Source organism: Pseudoduganella sp. UC29_106, assembly GCF_044055365.1.
In the GTDB taxonomy this organism is placed as follows: domain Bacteria; phylum Pseudomonadota; class Gammaproteobacteria; order Burkholderiales; family Burkholderiaceae_D; genus Rugamonas.
Genome location: NZ_CP171977.1, coordinates 3,397,264 through 3,416,257 on the forward strand (window position 1 = coordinate 3,397,264; position 18,994 = coordinate 3,416,257).

The 18,994-nt window shown below is 62.4% G+C and carries 21 protein-coding genes and 2 pseudogenes; 13 read left to right on the top strand and 10 right to left on the bottom strand.

The window, feature by feature from the left end:
- Positions 1-7: 7 nt before the first annotated feature.
- The 4 genes from ACHMW6_RS17305 to ACHMW6_RS17320 are packed head-to-tail and all read right to left on the bottom strand — an operon-like array spanning position 8 to position 2,844.
- Positions 8-1,789 (bottom strand): HD domain-containing phosphohydrolase, encoded by a 1,782-nt coding sequence (locus ACHMW6_RS17305; RefSeq protein WP_395408631.1) that lies wholly within the window; start codon positions 1,787-1,789, stop codon positions 8-10.
- The gene (locus ACHMW6_RS17310) at positions 1,726-1,950 is read right to left on the bottom strand and encodes a hypothetical protein (RefSeq protein ID WP_395408304.1); all 225 of its coding nucleotides are present in this window, start codon (positions 1,948-1,950) and stop codon (positions 1,726-1,728) included. Before ACHMW6_RS17310 ends, ACHMW6_RS17305 begins: the two co-directional genes overlap by 64 nt.
- A gap of 18 nt (positions 1,951-1,968) precedes the next feature.
- Positions 1,969-2,388, bottom strand: a complete 420-nt coding sequence (locus ACHMW6_RS17315; RefSeq protein WP_395408305.1) for a DUF4399 domain-containing protein — start codon at positions 2,386-2,388, stop codon at positions 1,969-1,971.
- Between the two features lie 36 nt (positions 2,389-2,424).
- The gene (locus ACHMW6_RS17320) at positions 2,425-2,844 is read right to left on the bottom strand and encodes a DUF4399 domain-containing protein (RefSeq protein WP_395408306.1); all 420 of its coding nucleotides are present in this window, start codon (positions 2,842-2,844) and stop codon (positions 2,425-2,427) included.
- A gap of 118 nt (positions 2,845-2,962) precedes the next feature.
- On the opposite strand from ACHMW6_RS17320, the gene ACHMW6_RS17325 reads away from it, so the two are divergent.
- A complete protein-coding gene (locus ACHMW6_RS17325; RefSeq protein ID WP_395408307.1) occupies positions 2,963-4,096 on the top strand; it encodes a formylglycine-generating enzyme family protein in 1,134 nt (377 codons plus the stop codon).
- A 9-nt stretch (positions 4,097-4,105) separates the two neighbouring features.
- Here the strand turns inward: ACHMW6_RS17325 and ACHMW6_RS17330 are convergent.
- Positions 4,106-6,225, bottom strand: a pseudogene (locus ACHMW6_RS17330) (protein kinase).
- A 309-nt stretch (positions 6,226-6,534) separates the two neighbouring features.
- On the opposite strand from ACHMW6_RS17330, the gene ACHMW6_RS17335 reads away from it, so the two are divergent.
- The 12 genes from ACHMW6_RS17335 (at position 6,535) to ACHMW6_RS17390 (ending at position 11,160) form a co-directional block, all read left to right on the top strand.
- Complete coding sequence (locus tag ACHMW6_RS17335; RefSeq protein WP_395408308.1) at positions 6,535-6,813, top strand: hypothetical protein; 279 nt, start codon at positions 6,535-6,537, stop codon at positions 6,811-6,813.
- A 27-nt stretch (positions 6,814-6,840) separates the two neighbouring features.
- A complete protein-coding gene (locus ACHMW6_RS17340; protein ID WP_395408309.1) occupies positions 6,841-7,119 on the top strand; it encodes a hypothetical protein in 279 nt (92 codons plus the stop codon).
- A gap of 22 nt (positions 7,120-7,141) precedes the next feature.
- Positions 7,142-7,420, top strand: coding sequence for a hypothetical protein (locus tag ACHMW6_RS17345; RefSeq protein ID WP_395408310.1), 279 nt, complete (start codon positions 7,142-7,144; stop codon positions 7,418-7,420).
- A 64-nt stretch (positions 7,421-7,484) separates the two neighbouring features.
- The gene (locus ACHMW6_RS17350) at positions 7,485-7,742 is read left to right on the top strand and encodes a hypothetical protein (protein WP_395408311.1); all 258 of its coding nucleotides are present in this window, start codon (positions 7,485-7,487) and stop codon (positions 7,740-7,742) included.
- Between the two features lie 99 nt (positions 7,743-7,841).
- Positions 7,842-8,024 (top strand): hypothetical protein, encoded by a 183-nt coding sequence (locus tag ACHMW6_RS17355; protein WP_395408312.1) that lies wholly within the window; start codon positions 7,842-7,844, stop codon positions 8,022-8,024.
- A 284-nt stretch (positions 8,025-8,308) separates the two neighbouring features.
- A complete protein-coding gene (locus ACHMW6_RS17360; RefSeq protein ID WP_395408313.1) occupies positions 8,309-8,587 on the top strand; it encodes a hypothetical protein in 279 nt (92 codons plus the stop codon).
- Between the two features lie 25 nt (positions 8,588-8,612).
- The gene (locus tag ACHMW6_RS17365; protein ID WP_395408314.1) at positions 8,613-8,888 is read left to right on the top strand and encodes a hypothetical protein; all 276 of its coding nucleotides are present in this window, start codon (positions 8,613-8,615) and stop codon (positions 8,886-8,888) included.
- 441 nt (positions 8,889-9,329) lie between these two features.
- A complete protein-coding gene (locus tag ACHMW6_RS17370) occupies positions 9,330-9,608 on the top strand; it encodes a hypothetical protein (protein ID WP_395408315.1) in 279 nt (92 codons plus the stop codon).
- A gap of 38 nt (positions 9,609-9,646) precedes the next feature.
- The gene (locus ACHMW6_RS17375; RefSeq protein WP_395408316.1) at positions 9,647-9,832 is read left to right on the top strand and encodes a hypothetical protein; all 186 of its coding nucleotides are present in this window, start codon (positions 9,647-9,649) and stop codon (positions 9,830-9,832) included.
- 1 nt (position 9,833) lies between these two features.
- Positions 9,834-10,097 carry a hypothetical protein gene (locus tag ACHMW6_RS17380; protein WP_395408317.1) on the top strand — a complete coding sequence of 88 codons (264 nt, stop codon included), beginning with the start codon at positions 9,834-9,836 and terminating at the stop codon, positions 10,095-10,097.
- A gap of 48 nt (positions 10,098-10,145) precedes the next feature.
- On the top strand, positions 10,146-10,430 hold the full coding sequence (locus tag ACHMW6_RS17385; RefSeq protein ID WP_395408318.1) for a hypothetical protein: 285 nt from the start codon (positions 10,146-10,148) through the stop codon (positions 10,428-10,430).
- Between the two features lie 13 nt (positions 10,431-10,443).
- Positions 10,444-11,160 (top strand): PP2C family protein-serine/threonine phosphatase, encoded by a 717-nt coding sequence (locus tag ACHMW6_RS17390; protein WP_395408319.1) that lies wholly within the window; start codon positions 10,444-10,446, stop codon positions 11,158-11,160.
- Here the strand turns inward: ACHMW6_RS17390 and ACHMW6_RS17395 are convergent, their stop codons facing one another.
- The 5 genes and pseudogenes from ACHMW6_RS17395 to ACHMW6_RS17415 all read right to left on the bottom strand — a co-directional run bounded on the left by ACHMW6_RS17395 (position 11,161) and on the right by ACHMW6_RS17415 (position 18,944).
- On the bottom strand, positions 11,161-12,420 hold the full coding sequence (locus ACHMW6_RS17395) for a sigma-54 interaction domain-containing protein (RefSeq protein ID WP_395408321.1): 1,260 nt from the start codon (positions 12,418-12,420) through the stop codon (positions 11,161-11,163).
- Positions 12,417-15,479: pseudogene (locus tag ACHMW6_RS17400) on the bottom strand (peptidase domain-containing ABC transporter). Before ACHMW6_RS17400 ends, ACHMW6_RS17395 begins: the two are co-directional and overlap by 4 nt.
- A gap of 36 nt (positions 15,480-15,515) precedes the next feature.
- Positions 15,516-16,277, bottom strand: coding sequence for a peptidylprolyl isomerase (locus ACHMW6_RS17405; RefSeq protein WP_395408322.1), 762 nt, complete (start codon positions 16,275-16,277; stop codon positions 15,516-15,518).
- A gap of 175 nt (positions 16,278-16,452) precedes the next feature.
- Complete coding sequence (locus tag ACHMW6_RS17410) at positions 16,453-18,255, bottom strand: FAD-binding oxidoreductase (protein ID WP_395408323.1); 1,803 nt, start codon at positions 18,253-18,255, stop codon at positions 16,453-16,455.
- Positions 18,252-18,944, bottom strand: coding sequence for a PepSY domain-containing protein (locus tag ACHMW6_RS17415; RefSeq protein ID WP_395408324.1), 693 nt, complete (start codon positions 18,942-18,944; stop codon positions 18,252-18,254). The genes ACHMW6_RS17410 and ACHMW6_RS17415 overlap by 4 nt, the downstream gene beginning before the upstream one ends.
- Between the last annotated feature and the right edge of the window lie 50 nt (positions 18,945-18,994).

Below are 18,994 nucleotides of genomic sequence, written 5' to 3' on the forward strand. Positions count from 1 at the left end.
CGGCCCCTCATGCGGCGCTACGCGTTTCCCAACTCTTCGAGTCGACGAACACCTTGAACAGCGCCGTGTCCAGGTGCCCCGCGCGGCATTCTTCGGCGATCAGGTCCAGTGCGCGTTCGGGCGGTATCGCCTGCTTGTAGGGGCGGTCGCGCGCCGTCAGCGCATCGTAGATGTCACTGATCGTCAGGATTCGGGTCTGAAGGCTGATCTGGCTGCCGCACAAGCCCATCGGATAGCCCGACCCGTCCAGCTTTTCGTGGTGACCGTGCGCGATGGCGGGCACGCCGGCCAGTTCACGCGTCCATGGTATCAGGATCAGGAAGGCATAGGTATCGGCAACGTGGGCTTCGATCTGGCGTCGCTCATCCGGCGTCAGGCAACCCTTGGTGATGGACAGCGCCGTCACTTCCGCCTCACTCAGCAGTTGGAAATCCGCTTGGTCCGTCCCATGGCAGGTGTGGCAGCGGATCGCATGCAGTTCGGACAACGGTTCCGTGTGCGACACGGAAGGCTCGTTGGCGCGCCGGATAATGTCCAGGAAGGCCTCCAGCCGCGCGCCCTCCTCGCCCAGTTCGGCTTCGATGCGCTCGCGCTCGGCGCGGAAGGCCGCTATGCTCAGTTCGCCTAGCAGATGGCGCTCGGCCAGGTCGCGCCAGGCGCGCCGTTCGAAGCATGCGCGCGCATACAGGAAGCGCTGTTCCAGCAGGCGCATATCGGCATGGTGCAGCTTCTTTTCCTTGCGCAGCACATGCTCGCGCACGCCAACCTTGCCGAAATCGTGCAGCAGCGCGGCGTAGCGGATTTCGCGGATCTGGGCCGGCGTGAAAGACGCATTGGGCAGTGCCGGATGATCGGTGCTGGCGACCGCGATGGCAAGGTTTTCCGCATAGCGCGCCACGCGGAAGGAGTGGCCGGCGGTGACCGGATCGCGCTCCTCGATGGCCTGCACGGAAGCGCAGACGAAACCATCCAGCAGTCCACGGATTTCGGAGTAAAGCTGGAAGTTCTTCAGGGCGACCGCAGTTTCGGCGCAGACGCCGGTGAGGATTTCCAGGTCCGCCTCCTGGAAGGCGTGCGGGTCGGAGGAAGTATCCACCTGGATCAGGCCCAGCACATCGTCGCCAAGAATCAGCGGTACGCACATCACGCTGCGGATGGCTTGCGCGATGATCGAAGCGTGGGCGGCGAAATGGCGGTCGGCCAGGGTATCCACCGACAGGATGGCGCGCTTGCGGTGCAGCACTTCATCGACGATGGTGTAGGAGATGCGCACATCGGCCGGGTCCACCGTGCGGCCATTGCGCAGACGCGCCGCCACCGGCGCCGGCGGGTCGCGCTCATTATTGCGCAACATGATGAAAGCGCGCTCGGCCAGCGGGAACAGATCGAAAATGAAATTCATGATCTTTTCGATCAGCGTGGCCTGGTCCGTCACGGCGCCCAGCGCGATGCTGGCCTGCGCCATCGCATGCAGGCGCTGCACGCTTTTCTCCAGGTCGCTGCGGGCGGCGCTGGCCGGGTCGAGCGCGGGGGCAAACTGGGTGGCGTCGACAGAACGCGTGATCAGGGTGGGCGTGGTGCTTTGCTCGGGGACCAGCAGGGAGTGGAACACCAGCTGGGCGGAGGCCAGGGACAGCTCGTCGCCATCGTGCAAGGCGTGCCATTCGCCGGGCGGCAGGCGCTCGCCCAGCACAAAGGTGCCGTTGCGCGAGTGCAGGTCCTCGATCAGGTAGCGCGCGCCGCGGCGCCGGATGCGGGCATGACGGCGGCTGATGGTCTGCTCGGGGATGACAGGTACTGGTCGGCGCCCAGCGCATCCTGCTTGTCGCGCCCGATCACCACTTCATCGTGCAGCGGGAAGACGCCGGGCTTGGTGGAAGCCGTCCCCAGCCACTCCAGATATGCCCTGACCGGCGCTTCCGGTTCGGGAAATATGGCATTCGGCTCCATGGGGACTTTCCTGCGCCATCACTTGACGGTGATGGTGATCTTTCGCGACGCCACGGGCGGCGAGTGCGGCACGTGGTTCTCGTCCCCCATCAGCAGCTGCAGCGTGTGCTTTCCGGGCGGCAGTTCCAGCATGGTCTCGGTCTCGCCCGCGCCGAAATGCAGGTGGTTGCGATCGGACGGGATTTCCTTGCCTGCCGGCGGCATTTCCGCGTCGATCAGCAAGTGGTGGTGGCCCGTGTTGTTGAAGGCTACGCCCTTGGGCGCCACGCCCATATTGCGCAGCCCGAACCAGACCTTGAAGGGCTTGCCGGCCGCGACAACGGAGCCGTCCTGGGGCCAGCCGATATACAGGTAAGCATTCGGGGCAGCGCTGCCGGCATGGGCTGCTCCGCTGGCGAGCGTGGCCATCAGGGCCGCGGCGGCGAACAGTTTGCGCATGGTCTTCTCCTCCGATGGCGCAGGTGGCGCGCCGTATCAGCGCACCGTGATTGTGATTTTCTTCGACTGTACCGGCGGGTTGTGCGGGATGTGGTCCTTGTCCCCCAGCAGCAGCTGCAAGGTGTGCTGGCCGGGCGGCAGCTCGATGCGGGCTTCCGTCTCGCCGGCGCCAAAATGCAGGTGGTTGCGGTCGTTGGGAATCGCCTCGTTCATCGACGGCAGGTCGGTGTCAATCAGCAAATGATGGTGGCCCGTGTTCGGCCCGCCCGTGCCCTTTGGCGCCACACCCATATTGCGCAGGCCCATGCGCACCCAGAACTTGCCGCCGTTAATCACGGTGCCGTCGGTGGGCCAGATGAAGTAAACCGCAGCGTTTTCCGGAGCGGGGGAAGGGTCAGCGGCCGTCGCGCCGGACTGCAAGGCTAACAGCAGGCAGATCAACACAGCATTGCGCATGATTGAATCCTCCAGCCGAAGTATACTGAGGGGGAGACTCCACTATCTAAATCTGGCACACTATTACTCGGATCGCAAGGTCAATCCCATCCAACGCAGCAAGAAAGAGGGGCCGCTTATGTGGCAGAAACTTCTGGTCGTTTGCGTATTGGCGTTGCCAGCCCTGGTGCTCACAGCCCAGGCGCAAAACAACACTCCCGACATCAAGCTTGCCGGGGTCGTCCCCAAGAACAGTGCCGAACAGTTCGAACTCGCCTTCTGGGAGTCCATCAAGGACAGCACCCACATCAGCGACTACGAGGCTTACCTGAAGGCTTATCCGAAGGGCCGCTTTGCCGCCCTGGCCGAAGCCCGTATCGCCCGCCTGCGCGCCGCGCCGGGCAAACCCGCCACGCAGGCCGAGACCCCGGCCGCAGCGCCGCCCAAGCCGGCGCCGGCGCGTGAACCGGCTCGCGAACCCGCGCGCCCGGCCCCAGCCAGGGAAGCGCCGGTGGCCACGGCGGCGCCGGTCCCCAGCCGCCCCGCAGCGTCGGCCGGCGCCGAATTCAAGGACTGCCCCAACTGCCCTGCCCTGATCCCGATTCCCGCCGGTTCGTTCACCATGGGCAGCAATAACAGCGACCCCAGTGAGAAGCCCGCCCACCCGGTAACGATCAAGGCGGGCTTTGCCATCGGAAAAACTGAGGTATCCGTACAACAGTGGAACGCCTGCGTGGAAGCCGGCGCCTGCCAGAAGGTGGCACTGTCGGCTGGAAGCAACGCCAATGCGCCGATCCGCGACGTCAGCTGGGACGATGCTCAGCAGTATCTGAAATGGCTGAGCTCAACCAGCGGCCACACCTACCGCCTGCCCACCGAAGCGGAGTGGGAATATGCCGCGCGCGGCGGCACCGGCTCGCGCTACTGGTGGGGCGAGCAAATGGTCACGGGCAAGGCAAACTGCAAGGATTGCGGCCAGCCATGGAGCAGCGACGCACCTGCCACCGTAGGCAGCTTCGCCGCCAACGGCTACGGCCTGCATGACACCAGCGGCAGCGTATGGGAATGGGTGGCCGATTGCTGGCACACCTCGTTCAAGGATGCCCCCTCCGATGGCCGCTCCTGGGAAGCGTCGCCATGCACGGTGCGCGTGATCCGGGGCGGGTCCTGGCGCGAGGGGGCCGCCTACATGGTCGCATCCACCCGCTTCAAGTACGACGCCAGCGTGCGCCATTCGCAAAACGGCTTCCGCGTGGCGCGCAACGTCAAATAAGCCTGCCCGCTAGCGCTTGCGGGCCTGGGTGCTGATTTGCAGGAAATCGACGGCGATCCTGTCGCCGCCGTTCTTGTTGCGGATCTGTTCCAGCCGCGCCGCGACCGCGCCCAGGTAGGCGGCGCCCGGGTTCGGAAACGGGGCGCATGGTATCGAACAGCGGCACCGGCGTGGTTACCAGCACCACCAGTTCATTCCCGAAGGGCTTGCCTATGCCCCACTCGCCCATGCTGCCCACCGTGGCACTGTAATGGGGTGGCGCGCGGTTGTCGCGGGCGCGCGGATTGGGCAGCAGGTGGACCACGCTGCCATCCAGCGAAAAGTAATCGACCGATGCGTAGGACTCCGTGGCAGCGGTCGTGATGTCCACCATCAGGGACTCGCCTTCCGTCAGCACAAGCTTGTCCCTGGCGCCAAACAGCTGTATCGCTGCGCCGCCGCCCGCGCGGCGGTGGGCGATCCAGTATGGCGCATAGGTATTGATCACGGGGCACTTTGCCTCGTCCACCTCCTGCACCTTCAGGTTCACGTCCGTCACGCCGCGAATCGTCTTCAGCATCACGGTCAGGCGTTCGGGTCCGACCGATTTCGGCACGAAGCCCTGGACATCGACGGCATGGCCGTGGACAGCGGGAATCAGCGCGGAGCACGGGACTTTCGCAAGCAGGCCCGCAACCGCGGCGAAGGTCGGCATGGGCAGCTCCGGCGGGGGTGGCTCGGGACGTGCGACTTCCGGTTCTGGCCTTGCCGCCGGCACTGACGCGGCGGGCGCCTCCTGTTCCGCTGGCGCCGCCTCAGATGCTGTCTCAGGCGCAGAAGCGGCCGCCGGCGGCGCCGGCTTGTCCTGGCCGAAGAAGCGCCATCCAAGCAGGGCAACAGCGCCCACGAAGACCACGCCCAGGCCGGCCGCCATCGCCGGACCGTAACGGCTTACCGTGCTGCCGCCGCCGAACTCGCTGAGGAAGCGCTGCACGCTCGGCGTGCGCTCATTCCGCTCCAGCGCCAGGCCGCATTTCAGCGCCTGCCATTGCGCACGTCCCAGGCTGGGCGGACGCTGCGGCTTGATGCCGGCGCCGCGCGCCTGCAAGGCGGACATGCGGTTGAACGGATGCCGCCCCGTCAGCAACTCATAAGTGATGCAGGCCAGCGCATAGATATCGTCGCGCGGATCGGGATCGCGCTGCTCCAGCATTTCCGGGCTGGCGTAGGCCGGCGTCAGCGCGCCAAGGCTGCCGGGATCGAACACGGTGACATCGACATCCTGCTCGGACTTCTGGAACACGCGCGCGATACCAAAGTCGATCACCTTCACATCGCCCGAATCCATCAGGAAGACATTGCCCGGCTTGAAGTCGCAATGGACGAAGCCGCGCCCCGTGGGCATAAGCCAGCGCATTGCCCATGCCATTGACGATGCGTACCACGTCCGCATACGGCATGCCGGAAAAGCCGGGCGCGCGCAGCACCTGGCTCAGGGGCTTGCCGCTCAGAAGCTCCATGGTCAGGTAAACCATGGCGCCATCGCGGTCGAAGTCGTACACGGAAACAATGTTCGGATGCGCCAGCGCCTGCGCCTTGCGCGCTTCGCGCTGCAGCGCAATCAGCGACTTCGGGTGGCCGCGGAACTGGACATTCAGCACCTTGATGGCGATGTAGGGCTTGCGGTCGGAAGCCTCCAGCTTGCGCAGGTCAAGCGCCTTGTAGACGGTGCCCATGCCGCCGAAGCCGATGCACTCTTCCAATACGAAGCGGCCGTTGAGGGTATCGCCCACCCCTTTCACCCGCTCCAGTTCGGAGCCGGACAAATCATGCGGCGACGGCGGTGGCGGCGGTGGCGGGCGCGACGGCGGCCCGCTGGGAGGCGGCACGGCGCTGGGCTTGGTCTGGACAAAGGTATCGTCGCCGCCCATGCGCTGGCGCGCTGCAATCAGGCGCTCGATGCGACGCTGCACCTCGGTGTAGACATCCGCCTGCAGCGGTACACGCGCATTTTCTTCGCTCAATACCTCGAGCAAGCGGCCGCCGCTCTCGGGAGCTTTTTCCAGCACACCATCAAGCTGGGCAAAGAACTCCGTACGCTGCAAGGCGCCGCTCTGCAACTGGTGGATCGTTTGGGCGAGACTTCCCATGGTTTTTAATGAACCTTTTATTGGAGCCTAGCATGAATCAATCGATGATCAAGCCCCAGCGGTAGAAGCTGTTGTAGAACGCCATACAGCTTTTCGCGAGCTGTTGGCTCCATCCCCACACCCACGCTCGCCGCGCCTTGCCCATTGCATAAGCCGCGCACGCCGCGCAGGACCAAAGCCCCGCATATTCAAGCACTTAGCTCGCCGCTGCCGGCCGCGTGACGAGCTGGCACGGCTTTCGCTAAATGGTAATCGAGCGCAAACGAAATGCCTCAAACCCAAACCAAACCATCAGACAGGAGCAACACCATGAAAACCTTGACCATCAAAGACCTGGCCCGTACCGAAGAACTGAGCAGCACTGCCATGGCCGGCGTGCGCGGCGGCTGGAAGATGAACACGAGCTATTTCAAAGCCGGCGACTTCACTTATGCCCCGCACTACGACTCCTCCATTACTGCTAAGCAGGACCTGTTCCAAGACCAAGAGGTGTTGACTGCTACTGCCAATAATTCTGCATTCGTCGAAGGCGTGAGCGTCAACAGCCACGTCTCGCAAGACGGCAAGAACCTGATCATCGCGAAATAATCACCATCATATTCAAGGAGAACGATCATGAAAACCCTGACCATTAAAGATCTGGCCCGTACCGAAGAGCTGACCACCACCGCCATGGCTGGCGTGCGCGGCGGCTGGAAGATGAACACCAGCTATTTCAAGGCCGGCGACTTCAGCTACGCCCCGACCTACGACTCGTCCATCACCGGCAAGCAGAGCATGTTCCAGGACCAGGAAGTGATGACCGCCACCGCCAACCAGTCTGCCTTCCTCGAAGGCGTGGATGTGCACAGCGATGTGTCGCAAGACGGCAAAAACGTCATCATCCGCAAGTGAACCGATAGTTAGGAGAACAACCATGAAAACCCTGACCATCAAAGACCTGGCCCGTACCGAAGAGCTGGACAGCGCCAAAATGGCATCCGTACGCGGCGGCTGGAAGATGAACACCTCCTACTTCAAGGTTGGCGACATCGACATCGGCGGCAACTACGATTCCTCGATCGACGCCGTGCAGAAGCTGAGCCAGAAGCAGAGCGTGGTGACTGCCACCGCCAACGAATCGGCCTTCCTTGGCCCCGGCATCCACGTCAGCAGCAATGTGGACCAGGACGGCAAGAACGTCATCGTCGGCTAAATGTTGCGGCATCGCGGGGGCCACAACCGGTCCCCGCGAGACCCTCGAACCAGGAGAAAAGATCATGTCATCCATCGCTATTCGTGACCTCGCTCACAGCGCGGCACTCGACAAACGCGCCATGCAGGCTGTACGCGGCGGCACTCTTGGGCCTAATATGGTCCCTAACATCAACGTCAACGTGAACCTGGACCAGAAATTCGCCCAGATGCAGAAGATTGACATTAACGTGTTGAACAACAACGCGATCATCGGTGCCGGCGTGCTGAGCCCCGACATGAAAGAAGCCGCAGCCTTCTGGGCAGCACACCACGCTGACTAATGAAGCGTTGCACCGCGCGGCAAGCGGTCCGTCCCAGCCATGAGCAGATGGCTGGGACGGACCGCGTAAACATTGGATTAATGCAGGAGGAGGTGAATCATGGCTACTATCGTCATCAAGGATCTACCCGAGAACGTTGACCTCGACCGCGCCGCGATGCGCGCGCTGGTCGGTGGCAGCCGCTTCCGCGGCGCCGCCGGCGCTGCGCGGCCCGTGGCGCGGCGCATCCAGCTGTTCGACCTGTCGCGCGGGCGCCCCACAAAGGCGCCACCCACACGCTGAACCTCGAATACATCAGCGCCAAACCCGACCCGCCGGCGGCACCTCTGTGTGCCGCCGGTTTTTTTTGCCTTCCTGCCGCGAGCTGTTGTGCGCGGACGAACAGTTTTACCGCGGTTGTCGGATCCAGCCCGTCACCGCGTTTGTGGGCTCTCGGCATGCACATCGCAGCGCACCTTATAAATCAATAGGTTAGCGATTTTCGGCGCACTGGCACGCTTTCTGCTGTAAGGACAGTGAGCGCAAACAAATTGCCTCACCAACCCAAACCACCAAGGAGCATTGCCATGAAAACCCTGATCATTAAAGACCTGGCCCGTACCGAAGAACTCAACAGCGCCGAAATGGCCGAAGTGCGCGGCGGCTGGAGCATGAACTCGAAGCACTACGAGTTCGGCGATATCAGCTACGCCCCTCATTATGATTCGTCGATTGACGCGGTCCAGAAGCTGACGCAGAAGCAATCCGTGCTGACTGCGACGGCGAATGAGTCGGCTTTCGTGGAAGGCGTGGACGTGCACAGCAACGTCTCGCAAGACGGCAAGAACGTGATCGTGCGTCACTAATCCAACCAGGCCCAAGGAGAACATCATGAAAACCCTGACCATCAAAGACCTGGCCCGCACCGAAGAACTCGACCGCGCAAAAATGGCTGATGTGCGCGGCGGCTGGAAAATGAACACCAGCTACTACAAAGTTGGCGACATCAACATCGGCGGCACGTACGACTCCTCCATCTTCGGCATGCAGTCGCTGAAGCAGGACCAGAGCATCCTCACCGCTACCGCCAACGAATCGGCTTTCCTCGAGGGTGTGTCCGTGAACAGCGGCGTATCGCAAGACGGCAAAAACAAGATCGTCGGCTAAACGCGAACGCGCCACGCCTCTTTCCACCGCCCAGCCACCGCTGGGCGGTTTTTTTTCACCCACACCCTGGGGTCAGATCCGACATTCGGACACGAACTCAGCACTGAACAAATCCCAGAGTGAGGCATGAATGACGAGCTATGGACGAGCACGTCCCATATTGGCAGAAACTGCCGCCAACCGCCTTGTCGTACGCATTCCAGCACTGGTTTCGCTATACGGACGAGTTTGTGTCCGAATGTCGGATCTGACCCCATGGTGTTTGGGGTGTTGCGGTGGGGCGAACAGGTTTGAGGGTGTTTGTTGGGTGACGCCCGCCAAATCAGGCCGTATCGGGCCTTCTCCCCGGGGAAAACGCCTGGCACGCTTCTCGCTAAATGTATAGCGAGCGCAAACGAAATGCCTCAAACCCAAACCAAACCATCAGACAGGAGCACTACCATGAAAACCTTGACCATCAAAGATCTGGCCCGTACCGAAGAACTCGACAGCGCCAAAATGTCCGGCGTGCGCGGCGGCTGGAGCATGAACGCCAAACACTACGAGTTCGGCGATATCACCTACGCTCCGACTTATGACTCGTCGGTGGACGCGGTCCAGAAGCTGATGCAAAAGCAGTCGGTAGTGACCGCAACTGCCAATGAGTCGGCCTTCCTGGAAGGTGTCGATGTACATAGCGATGTACATCAAAACGGCAAGAACGTCATCGTTCAACACTGATCACAGTAACCCTGGCCGGCATTTTCGGGAGAAATTCCATGAAAACCAAAACCATCGCAGAGCTGACTGGCGCCGAGATCCTCGACCGCAATGCAGCCCAAGCTGAACGCGCTGAAGCAACCGAGATCCTTGAGATCGGCGGCCTGACCTTCCACGTTCGCTACCATGCGCCGAACAAGGCCGGCCAGGAAACCCAGACCCAACCCAACACCCAGGAGAACTGATATGTCCACCATCAAAGTTAGCGACCTGTCGCACAGCACCGAACTGACCGAACAAGACATGGGCGAAGTCCGTGGCGGTTTCAAGTTCGCACCGAACGTCAACCTGAACCTGAACGTGAACCAGCAACTGATCCAGGTGCAGGACATCGACCTCAACGTCCTCAACAACAACGGCTCGATCGGCGCCGGTTTCGTCGGCCCGCACATCGACCTGGACGCACGGCTTAAAGCAGAGAACAAGGTGATTCTTCCAAAATTCGCCTAAACTGAGGAGGCCGGACTCCGGCCTCCCAATCCAATCGGAGACGCAATCATGGCAACCATTTCCATCAACGACCTGCCGGCAAACAAGATCCTGGACCGCAAGGCCATGTCGACCATCCGCGGGGCCGGCGGCGCGCCATGGGTCTTCGGCTGGATCCAGCCCTTCGTCGAAGGATCGCGCGGCCCGGTTCCGGTGATCAACTTCTACCAGATCAATAACTACGCCGACCAGATGATCAACCAGTACCAGATGGTCAACGTCAACAACACCGGCAATAATGCGAACCTGACCGTGGGCGTGGACGAACGCAGCGTCAACAACGGCAAGGTCTGAACCGGGCAAGGTGATGAAGCGCGACAGCCAACTTCTCTCCTGGACATCCGCGGCGCGCACGGACATCGGTCTCGTGCGCAGCCGCAATGAGGACGCCTGCCTGGCCCGGCCCGAACGCGGCCTGTGGGTAGTAGCGGACGGCATGGGCGGCCATGCCTTCGGCGACGTGGCCAGCCGCACCATCGTGGAAGCCATGGACCGCCTCGATCCCGCCCCCAACATGGAACAGTTCATTGCCGACGCCCGCGCCATGATCCACCAGGTCAACCAGGACTTGCGCGCCGATGCCCAGGCCCGGCGCGTACCGGTCATGGGCAGCACGGTGGTCGTCCTGCTGGCCTTCGGCGCCCAGGCAGCCTGCCTGTGGGCCGGCGACAGCCGCATCTATCTGTTCCGCAAAGGCCGCCTGCACCAACTGACCCAGGACCACAGCCAGCCCGATTCGAACATGATCACCCGTGCCGTCGGCGCAGCGGAATCCGTGGAGCTCGACCTGGGCACGCTGGCCGCGCGCGATGGTGATATGTTTCTTCTGTGTAGCGACGGCCTCAGTAATCCTGTCCCGGACGAGGAAATCGCCGGCGCCCTGGCCTGCGGCGAGCCCGGGCAAGCGGCCGATGAACTGATCACGCTGGCCCGCGCCAATGGCGGGCGCGACAATATCACCGCCGTGGTCGTTCGCGCCGACGATACCGCGGACGACAAGACGATGCTGAATCCGGCGCTCTGATCACGCCTGCTTGCGGAAGTCCTTCGAATGCAGGCCATGCTTCTTCAGCAGGATCTGCAGGTGCGAACGGTTCATATCCCAGCGCCGCGCCAGTTCCGATACCGATCCGCCGACTTCCTGCAAGCCCCGCTCCAGACAGCCCCGTTCGGCTTCATCACTGGCAGCGCGCTTGGCTTCGGCCAGCGAGCCGCTGTCGGTTGGCGCTGTGGCGCTGGCGGCACTGGCCCGTGACGGCGCGGGGCGGATATCTTCGGGCAGGTGAGCAAGGTCAGCCATCTCTCCGGCCAGGCAGGCAAGCCGGTACATGATGTTGCGCAGTTCGCGGATATTGCCCGGATATGGGTAGCGAAGCAGGAAATTGCGCAAACGCGGTGTCATTGCGACGGGAGAGCGCTTCAAGGCTTCGGCCGCTTCGTCCCCATAGTAAGCCAGCAGCAGAGGTATCTCATCAGCCCGGTCGCGCAGCGGCGGCAGGGTCACGTGGATCACGCTCAGGCGGTAGAACAGGTCTTCGCGGAAGCTGCCCTGCTCGATCAGCTTGCGCAAGTTCTTGTTGGTGGCGGCGACGATGCGCGCATCCACATTGATGATTTCGTCCGAGCCCACGCGCTGGATCTCATGCGACTGCAGCACGCGCAGCAGCTTGACCTGCCCCGGCAACGGCAGCTCGCCAATTTCGTCCAGGAAGATCGTGCCTTTGTGCGCGCTTTCGAACTTGCCCTTGCGGTCATTCGCCGCGCCGGTAAAGGCGCCCTTCTTGTGGCCAAACAGCTCCGATTCCAGCAGTGTGTCCGGAATGGCGCCGCAGTTGACGGAGATATAGGGCTTGTCGGCGCGCGAGCCATTGGCGTGGATCACTTTCGCCATCAGTTCCTTGCCGGTGCCGCTTTCCCCATCGACCAGCACGGGCAAATCGGTTGGCGCAGCCTTCTCCGCGATTTCCAGCGCATCGAGCAGCTTGGGGTTGTCGCCAAAGGTGCCTTCAAAGACGAAGCTGCGCGCGAGCAGCGCTTCCCGGCGCTGGCCCGTCGACTGCTCGGCCGGAGGCGCGGCGCTGACGGCCTGGACAAAACGCTCCTTGTGCGAGAGCTGCAAGACCTCGTCGCGCAAGGCGCCGGTCTGGCGCAGCATCTTTTCGATATCCGGACGGTCAAGCCGGGTCGACCAGCGCAGCGTCGAGCGCAGGATCTCGATCTTTTCCAGCAGCGCGGCGTAGGACATGGCGGAGCCGCGCTCGCCTCCGGGATTGTAGAGTTTCATGCCGAGTTGAGTTGCTTCTGCACGAGTTCGTAATACATGCCGCGCCGTTCGAGCAACTCCTCATGGCGCCCCTGTTCAACGATCTTGCCTTCATAAAGCACGACGATCTTGTCCGCCCGCATGATGGTGCTGAGGCGGTGCGCGATGATGACTGCCGTGCGGCCGGCCAGGATGGCCTGCATATTGCCGATGATATTGCTTTCCGATTGGGTGTCCAGCGCCGACGTCGCCTCATCGAACACCAGCAGCCGCGGGTCGTGATACAGGGCCCGTGCAATGCACAGCCGCTGCACCTGGCCGCCAGAGAGCCCCATGCCCCGCTCGCCCACCACTTGCTCGTAACCCATCGGCATCTTGGTGATAAAGGCGTGAGCGTCGGCCATCTTCGCCACTTCTTCGATGCGGCGCCGGTCCGGACTTTCGTCGCCGCTGGCGATGTTCTCCGCAATCGTGCCGGAGAACAGCAGGTTGCTTTGCATGACGTAACCGACCTGGGCGCGGTAATAATCCTTGTCGATCACGCTCATATCGTAGCCATCGACCATGATCTTGCCTTCGCTGGGCGGATAGAAACCCACCAGCAGTTTCGCCAAGGTGGTCTTGCCCGAACCGCTGCGGCCGACAATCGCCACCAGTTCGCCCGGCTTAATGTCGATGCTGATGTCTTCCAGCACATAAGGCGTGCCGGCGTCGCCGTAGCGGAAATACATGCGGTCGAGCTTAATTTCGCCTTGCAGGTCGGGCAGCACCACGCGCGACGCTATATCGGCCGGCTTTTGCTCCGGTTCGATATCCAGCACGTCGCCCAGGCGCTCCATCGCAACCGTGGCGTCCGCCAGGCGGCTCCACAGCCCGACCAGTCCCATCAGCGGACCCAGCACGCTGCCCATCAGGGCATTGAAGGCCATCAACTGGCCGATGGTCAGCTCGCGGTTCAGCACCAGGGTGGCGCCCACCCACAGGATCACGATGGTGGTTGCCGAATTCAGCAGCTGGCTGACCAGGCCGACCAGGATATTGTACGTCTGCGATTTGTACTGGATCTCCAGCGCTTTGACGTACTTCTTCTCCCATTTCAGCCGCACGGGGACGCTCGCTGCCCATGCCCTTGATGGTCTCGATGCCGCCCAGCGCCTCCATCAGGAAGGACTGCGCATCGGTGCCGCTGGTGAAGACTTCGCGGGCGTAATCCTTGACCTTGGGCGTCGCAATCACGGTCAGCGCGATGATAGGGATGGTGAAGCCGATCAGCAGCAAGGTCAGCTTCACGTTGTAGAGGAAAAGGATGGTGAAGTAGATAAACACCATCAGCAGGTTCAGCAGCGTGGTGACCGTGGACTCGGTCAGGAAGGCGCGGATGGTCTGGTTCTCACGGAAGCGCGCCAGGATGTCGCCCGTCTTGCGCTTGGCGAAGAAGGAGTACGGCAACGACATCGTGTGCTTGAAAATTGCGCCATCATCGAGAAATCGAGATTGCGCACCATATAATTCGCGAGATAAGCCCGCACCGTGGACATGATCTGCGTGAAGACGGTGGCGATGACCAGCCCCAGGATCAGCAGGTGCAGCAGGCTCAGGTTCTGGTGCACCAGCACGCCGTCCAGGATGTTCTGAATGATCATCGGCGGCACGATGCCCAGCATCTGGATCACGAAGGTGGCCAGGAACAGGTGCATCAGGATTTTCTTGTACGGCTGCAGGTAGCCGACAAAACGCAGCCAGGGCGAACGGGTTGCCGTCATCTGCACCATTTGCTGGCCTGGCGTGAAGACCAGGCAGGTGCCGCTCCAGCCCCGCTCAAATTCCTCCACGCTCAGCTTCTTGAACCCGACGGCGGGGTCGGCCACCCACACCGTGTCGCTGGAAACGCCGTACACGATCACGTAGTGGTAGCCTTCCCAGTGCACGATGAAGGGCAGCTCGAAGCCTTTGAGCGCATCGAAAGTACATTGCACACCGCGCGTGCCGAAGCCCAGTGCTTCACCGGCGCGGGCCAGGCTGTCCAGCGTGGCGCCCTGCGCGGTCACATTTGCCAGCTCGCGCAGCTTGCCCAGCGTCATATTGATGCCGTAATGCTTGCACAGCATGGAAAGGCAGGCTGCGCCGCAATCCATTTCTTCCGCCTGCTCGACCCAGGCGAAGCGCTTGATAACTTTTTCGCCGCTCTCCGGTTTCGAAGCCAGGTCCAGCACCACGGGCTTCTTGCGCCGCTCCGCCAGCTTCTTCTGCCGGTGCAGCTCGCGCTCGAAGAAGCGCACGCGGTCCTCGATCACTTCGCGGAACTTGGCGTTGCGTTCGAGGATGAAGTGCGCGCTCTTCTCGGGGATGACCAGCAGGGTAGCCTCGCTTGCCGCGACAACGGTCGCCGGCTGCTCTTGCCGCATCAGGCAGGCTTTCTCGCCCAGCAGCTCGCCCGGCCCAAGCGTCGCCAGCGTGTATTCATCGTTGGCGTCCTTGTAACTGACCTTTACCTGTCCCTGTCGCACCACGTACAGGCGGTGGTCGTCGCGCGCGCCCTGCTTCAGGATTTCCTTGCCGGCGCTCACGCGCTTGACGCCGACGCTGCGCACGAATTCTTCCAGCTCGGCCTTATTGACCTTGTTGCGCAAATCGAACAGCCGCGCCACCAGGCCGCCTGCCGAACTGATCGCCACATAGTTGTTGATGAAGTCGAGCGCGGCCGGGTTGCGTCCGATCAGGGGCTGGAATGCCGAACGGGGAATGAACCACAGCTCCGTCTTCAGGGCGGCACGCGCCGAGACCTCGTGCCGGTAGCTGCGCAGCATGGCAATTTCGGCGAAGACTTCGCCCGTCTTGCGCACGCCCATGCTGATTTCCTTGCCGTGTTCTTCGCTGAACACACGCACGGAACCGGAGTGGATGACATATAGCCCTTCGGCCGGTTCGCCGGCCGTGCAGACGGTGTCGCCAAAGGCATAGGAACGCGTTTCGATGGCGCCGGCCAGTTCGGCCAGCTCCTCGGCAGTAAATACGGACAGGATTTCAACGGTCGACAGGAACTCGGCCGGAGTCTGCTGTTTAGGCGCTAGTGAATCCATGTCGGTGCCTGCCCCCGTGAGCTGGCCGCGCCGGGATCATCGCGCGGGACAAGCCTCGATAATATGCTCCTGCGCCCTCGCCCCCAGCCATTCTTCCCGCAAGAGGCGGCGCACCTCGATTGCGGTTTCCTCGTCCAGCGCTGCGGGATGCTTTGCATTGACCGCGAAGATTTCAAACGTACTCTTGTCGGCGGACGGGAAAGGCCCCAACAGATCGCCCGGCCCGGCATTGAACACACGCGCCTCGATATCGGGCCGCAGCGAACCGCGCAGCACCCTGCCGATCAGGCCGCCCTGCTGCGCCTCGTCGCCAATCGAGTGCTCGCGCGCCATCTCGGCAAAGCTGTCCGGATCGTCGGTCAGGGCCGACATCATTTCCTTTGCCTTGCCTTCCGTATCCAGCACGATATGGCTTACTTCGACCGCGTCGAATTTGGGCGAGTTCAGCTTGAAGTATTGCTCGACGGCTTTGTCGTTGCACACCTGGGCCATCATTTTCTCGTGATACAGGCTGTCAACGATGAAGTCCTCGAATTCATCCAGCGTCACGCCCAGGGTATCGAGGTAATGGTTCATGTCGGCCGCGCGGTGCAGCCCCTGGATGCGCCGGAACTGGTCGGCGCGCTCCTGGATTTCCTCGGCAGGCATGGCGATGCCCGCCTTCTTGGCTGCTTGCACGGTAAGCTTTTCGCGCACCAGCTGTTCGATCAGGCCTTCGAACTGTCCGGTAAGCTTTAGTGTTCTGATGAAATAGTCGGTGTCGATTACTTCATCGTCAATGCGCACGATCGCAGCCATGACCACTCCCTAAAGTCACTTTCGTTGTAGCAGATCGGATAGGAGACTTCAATGGCGTTGCGCCGATCAGACTGTACGATGCCACGCCATCCCCGCTCCGCGCTTCCTATGCTAGCCGATGCAGGCCGGCTCGCCCATGATGCGCGTCAGCAAGGGATGTCTGATGTGGCGCTCCTCAGACCTTGAAATCGTCAAAGGCCACGCGGCGCGCGCCCAGCTCTTTCAGCATATCGCGGGTGGCGTGCAGCATGGCCGGAGGACCGCAGACATAGAAGTCACAGTCGGTGGCGCGGGGATGCGTGCGCAGGAATTCGTCCAGGACCACCTGGTGCACCATGCCGCGCAACGGGGAAGCCTCGTCCGACGGACCTTCGGAAAGGACCACATGCCAGCTGAAATTGGCATGCCGTGCGGCCAGCGCATCGAACTCCTCACGGTACGGCAGCTCACGCAGGCTGCGCGTGCCATACCAGAAATGAATTGGCTCCGTGGCGCCTGAATCCAGCAGCGAATGGATCATGGCCCGCAGCGGGGCCATGCCCGCACCGCCGCCGATGAACACTTTTTCATTGCGGCCCCGGCGCAGTGCAAATTCACCAAACGGCCCGTTGAAGGTGACCCTGTCGCCAGGCTTCAGCGAATAGACGTAGGACGAGCCCTTACCGCCGGGCATGAAGCGCACCAGCAGCGAGATGCAGCCGCCCGCCTGCGCCGGCGGCATCGACAGCGAGTAGGAGCGTCGCAACGCCAGCCTGGAGCTGATCACCTTGGGCAGCGGGAGCCTTTTCCAGTCCTCATGATGCTCGTCCGGCCTGTGAATGCCGTCCAGGTCAAACTTATAACGCGGAATATGCAGTTGCACATAGCTGCCTGCACGGAAATCGGCGCCCGCCTTCTGGTCCGGCCGCAGCACGATCTCACGCAGGAAGGGCGTGACCGCCGTCACCCGCTCCACGACGCCGGCGCGGCTGACAATCAGCGCCGCGCCGTGATTGACTGCGATTTCCATGTCGCCTTCCACCACCATGCCGCAGGCAAGCCGGTGGCCGCGGCTCAGACGCAGGTCGGGAATATGATCGGCATCGGACGACGATGCCGCGGGCGGCTGGTGGCAGGCACGCACTTCACACAAGCCGCAACTCTGGCCGCCGCCGCAGTTCGAAGGCAACTGGATGCCATTGCGGGCCAGGGCATTGAACACCGAATCGCCCAGGTAGGTCTTCACGATGCCCAGGCGCTTGCCCGCTTCGTCGCGCACTGTGATGTGGCGCGCCGGCAGCAGGCGTCCCGGCACGAAGTCGTGCAGGCGCAGGCTGGTGCACAGCAGCCATACGCCGGTCAGGGCCATCCACAGGCCGCCCAGCGCCATCATGACCACCAGCGAGTTGTTGAAATCCTCGCGGCCTGTATAGTCCATGATGTGCAGCATCCACGCGATGTCGAACAGCCGCCAGGACGAGTTGCGGCGCTCCAGGACGCGCCCGTCCTCGGCGGACACGTAGATCGTGGTGCTGTCGGCGTCATCGAAATCAATGCGCCACGCCTGTCCGGTGTGCTTGCGGATCTCCAGCGTTGGCTCCCTGAGCAGCACGGGCGTGGATGGCTTGCCCTCGCCCTTGTAGTCCGCACGCGCTACCTGCAGGGCGCTGTCAGCGCTGACCGGCAGCGTTTGGCCATTGGCGGCGTCGACCAGCCAGGTTCCTTCGGCGTTCTTCAAGCGGTAAGCCGGCCGTTGCGCCAGCCAGTGGCTGTCTATCGATTCGACCGGTTTCCGGACTGCGGCAAGAATGTCAGCCGGCGCCACCACGCTTTGCGATGGCCAGCGCGCCGGCAGCGGCGCAGGAGCCCGGTGAGACTCTCCCGCCACAACGTGATGGTCGAACAGGCTCATTACCAGCCCGCTCGATAGCCACAGCAGGAATTGCAGACCGATCGCGAGGCCTACCCATTTATGCAGCTTGCGCAGCAAAGGCGTCATGATGCAGTCCTCCTGCGCACGGTAAACCACAACAGCCACAATCCGCTCAGCGCGAACAGCACGCCGGCAGCGGAGGCGGCACGCAGCAGCGAATTATTGACATCGCTGCGCGTGTCGTAATCCATGATGTGCAGCATCCACAGGAAGTCGAACACCCGCCACATCGTGTGGCGCTTGGCCACCACTTCGCCGGTGGACGGCGAAATATACAGCGCGCTGCCGAATTCGTCGTCGAAGTCGGCGCGCCACAACGGGCCCTTGCGCGACGCCACTTCCTGCGGCAACTGATGCAGCAGGCGTATTTCCTTCAGATTGCCTTCGCCCTGGTAGGCTTCCAGCGCCAGGCTCCTGGCGCCCGTCTCGTCTAAAGGATCGAGTCGCTGCCCGGTGCCGGCATCCACCAGGCTCACGCCGGCGGGATGCTTGACTTCGTAGACATCCCTCTCCTGCAGCCGCTTCAGGCGGAAGCTGGTCATGGATGGAAATTGTGCAGCCAATTGTGCCGGCTGGACCGCCACACGCCCCGCGTCCAGCGGTGGGCGCTCCACATGCGACAGGTGGTCGCCGTGAATGAAGTCGATCGAGACCGCCGTCATATACACACCGCTCGCCATCCAGAGCAGGGCCTGTATGCCGACCAGTAAGCCGAGCCATTTGTGCAGCCGGCGTGACCAGAAAGCTAGTTTCATAAATTCCTCAATAATCCGTGTGTTGAAGGTCCCGCGGCGGGATCGCCACA

What these genes read in the sequence shown, in the direction of transcription:
- ACHMW6_RS17310 (WP_395408304.1), bottom strand. Translation starts at nt 1,950, where the DNA reads ATGGAGCCGAATGCCATATTTCCCGAACCGGAAGCGCCGGTCAGGGCA.
- ACHMW6_RS17315 (WP_395408305.1), bottom strand. Translation starts at nt 2,388, where the DNA reads ATGCGCAAACTGTTCGCCGCCGCGGCCCTGATGGCCACGCTCGCCAGC.
- ACHMW6_RS17320 (WP_395408306.1), bottom strand. Translation starts at nt 2,844, where the DNA reads ATGCGCAATGCTGTGTTGATCTGCCTGCTGTTAGCCTTGCAGTCCGGC.
- ACHMW6_RS17325 (WP_395408307.1), top strand. Translation starts at nt 2,963, where the DNA reads ATGTGGCAGAAACTTCTGGTCGTTTGCGTATTGGCGTTGCCAGCCCTG.
- ACHMW6_RS17335 (WP_395408308.1), top strand. Translation starts at nt 6,535, where the DNA reads ATGAAAACCTTGACCATCAAAGACCTGGCCCGTACCGAAGAACTGAGC.
- ACHMW6_RS17340 (WP_395408309.1), top strand. Translation starts at nt 6,841, where the DNA reads ATGAAAACCCTGACCATTAAAGATCTGGCCCGTACCGAAGAGCTGACC.
- ACHMW6_RS17345 (WP_395408310.1), top strand. Translation starts at nt 7,142, where the DNA reads ATGAAAACCCTGACCATCAAAGACCTGGCCCGTACCGAAGAGCTGGAC.
- ACHMW6_RS17350 (WP_395408311.1), top strand. Translation starts at nt 7,485, where the DNA reads ATGTCATCCATCGCTATTCGTGACCTCGCTCACAGCGCGGCACTCGAC.
- ACHMW6_RS17355 (WP_395408312.1), top strand. Translation starts at nt 7,842, where the DNA reads ATGGCTACTATCGTCATCAAGGATCTACCCGAGAACGTTGACCTCGAC.
- ACHMW6_RS17360 (WP_395408313.1), top strand. Translation starts at nt 8,309, where the DNA reads ATGAAAACCCTGATCATTAAAGACCTGGCCCGTACCGAAGAACTCAAC.
- ACHMW6_RS17365 (WP_395408314.1), top strand. Translation starts at nt 8,613, where the DNA reads ATGAAAACCCTGACCATCAAAGACCTGGCCCGCACCGAAGAACTCGAC.
- ACHMW6_RS17370 (WP_395408315.1), top strand. Translation starts at nt 9,330, where the DNA reads ATGAAAACCTTGACCATCAAAGATCTGGCCCGTACCGAAGAACTCGAC.
- ACHMW6_RS17375 (WP_395408316.1), top strand. Translation starts at nt 9,647, where the DNA reads ATGAAAACCAAAACCATCGCAGAGCTGACTGGCGCCGAGATCCTCGAC.
- ACHMW6_RS17380 (WP_395408317.1), top strand. Translation starts at nt 9,834, where the DNA reads ATGTCCACCATCAAAGTTAGCGACCTGTCGCACAGCACCGAACTGACC.
- ACHMW6_RS17385 (WP_395408318.1), top strand. Translation starts at nt 10,146, where the DNA reads ATGGCAACCATTTCCATCAACGACCTGCCGGCAAACAAGATCCTGGAC.
- ACHMW6_RS17390 (WP_395408319.1), top strand. Translation starts at nt 10,444, where the DNA reads ATGAAGCGCGACAGCCAACTTCTCTCCTGGACATCCGCGGCGCGCACG.
- ACHMW6_RS17395 (WP_395408321.1), bottom strand. Translation starts at nt 12,420, where the DNA reads ATGAAACTCTACAATCCCGGAGGCGAGCGCGGCTCCGCCATGTCCTAC.
- ACHMW6_RS17405 (WP_395408322.1), bottom strand. Translation starts at nt 16,277, where the DNA reads ATGGCTGCGATCGTGCGCATTGACGATGAAGTAATCGACACCGACTAT.
- ACHMW6_RS17410 (WP_395408323.1), bottom strand. Translation starts at nt 18,255, where the DNA reads ATGACGCCTTTGCTGCGCAAGCTGCATAAATGGGTAGGCCTCGCGATC.
- ACHMW6_RS17415 (WP_395408324.1), bottom strand. Translation starts at nt 18,944, where the DNA reads ATGAAACTAGCTTTCTGGTCACGCCGGCTGCACAAATGGCTCGGCTTA.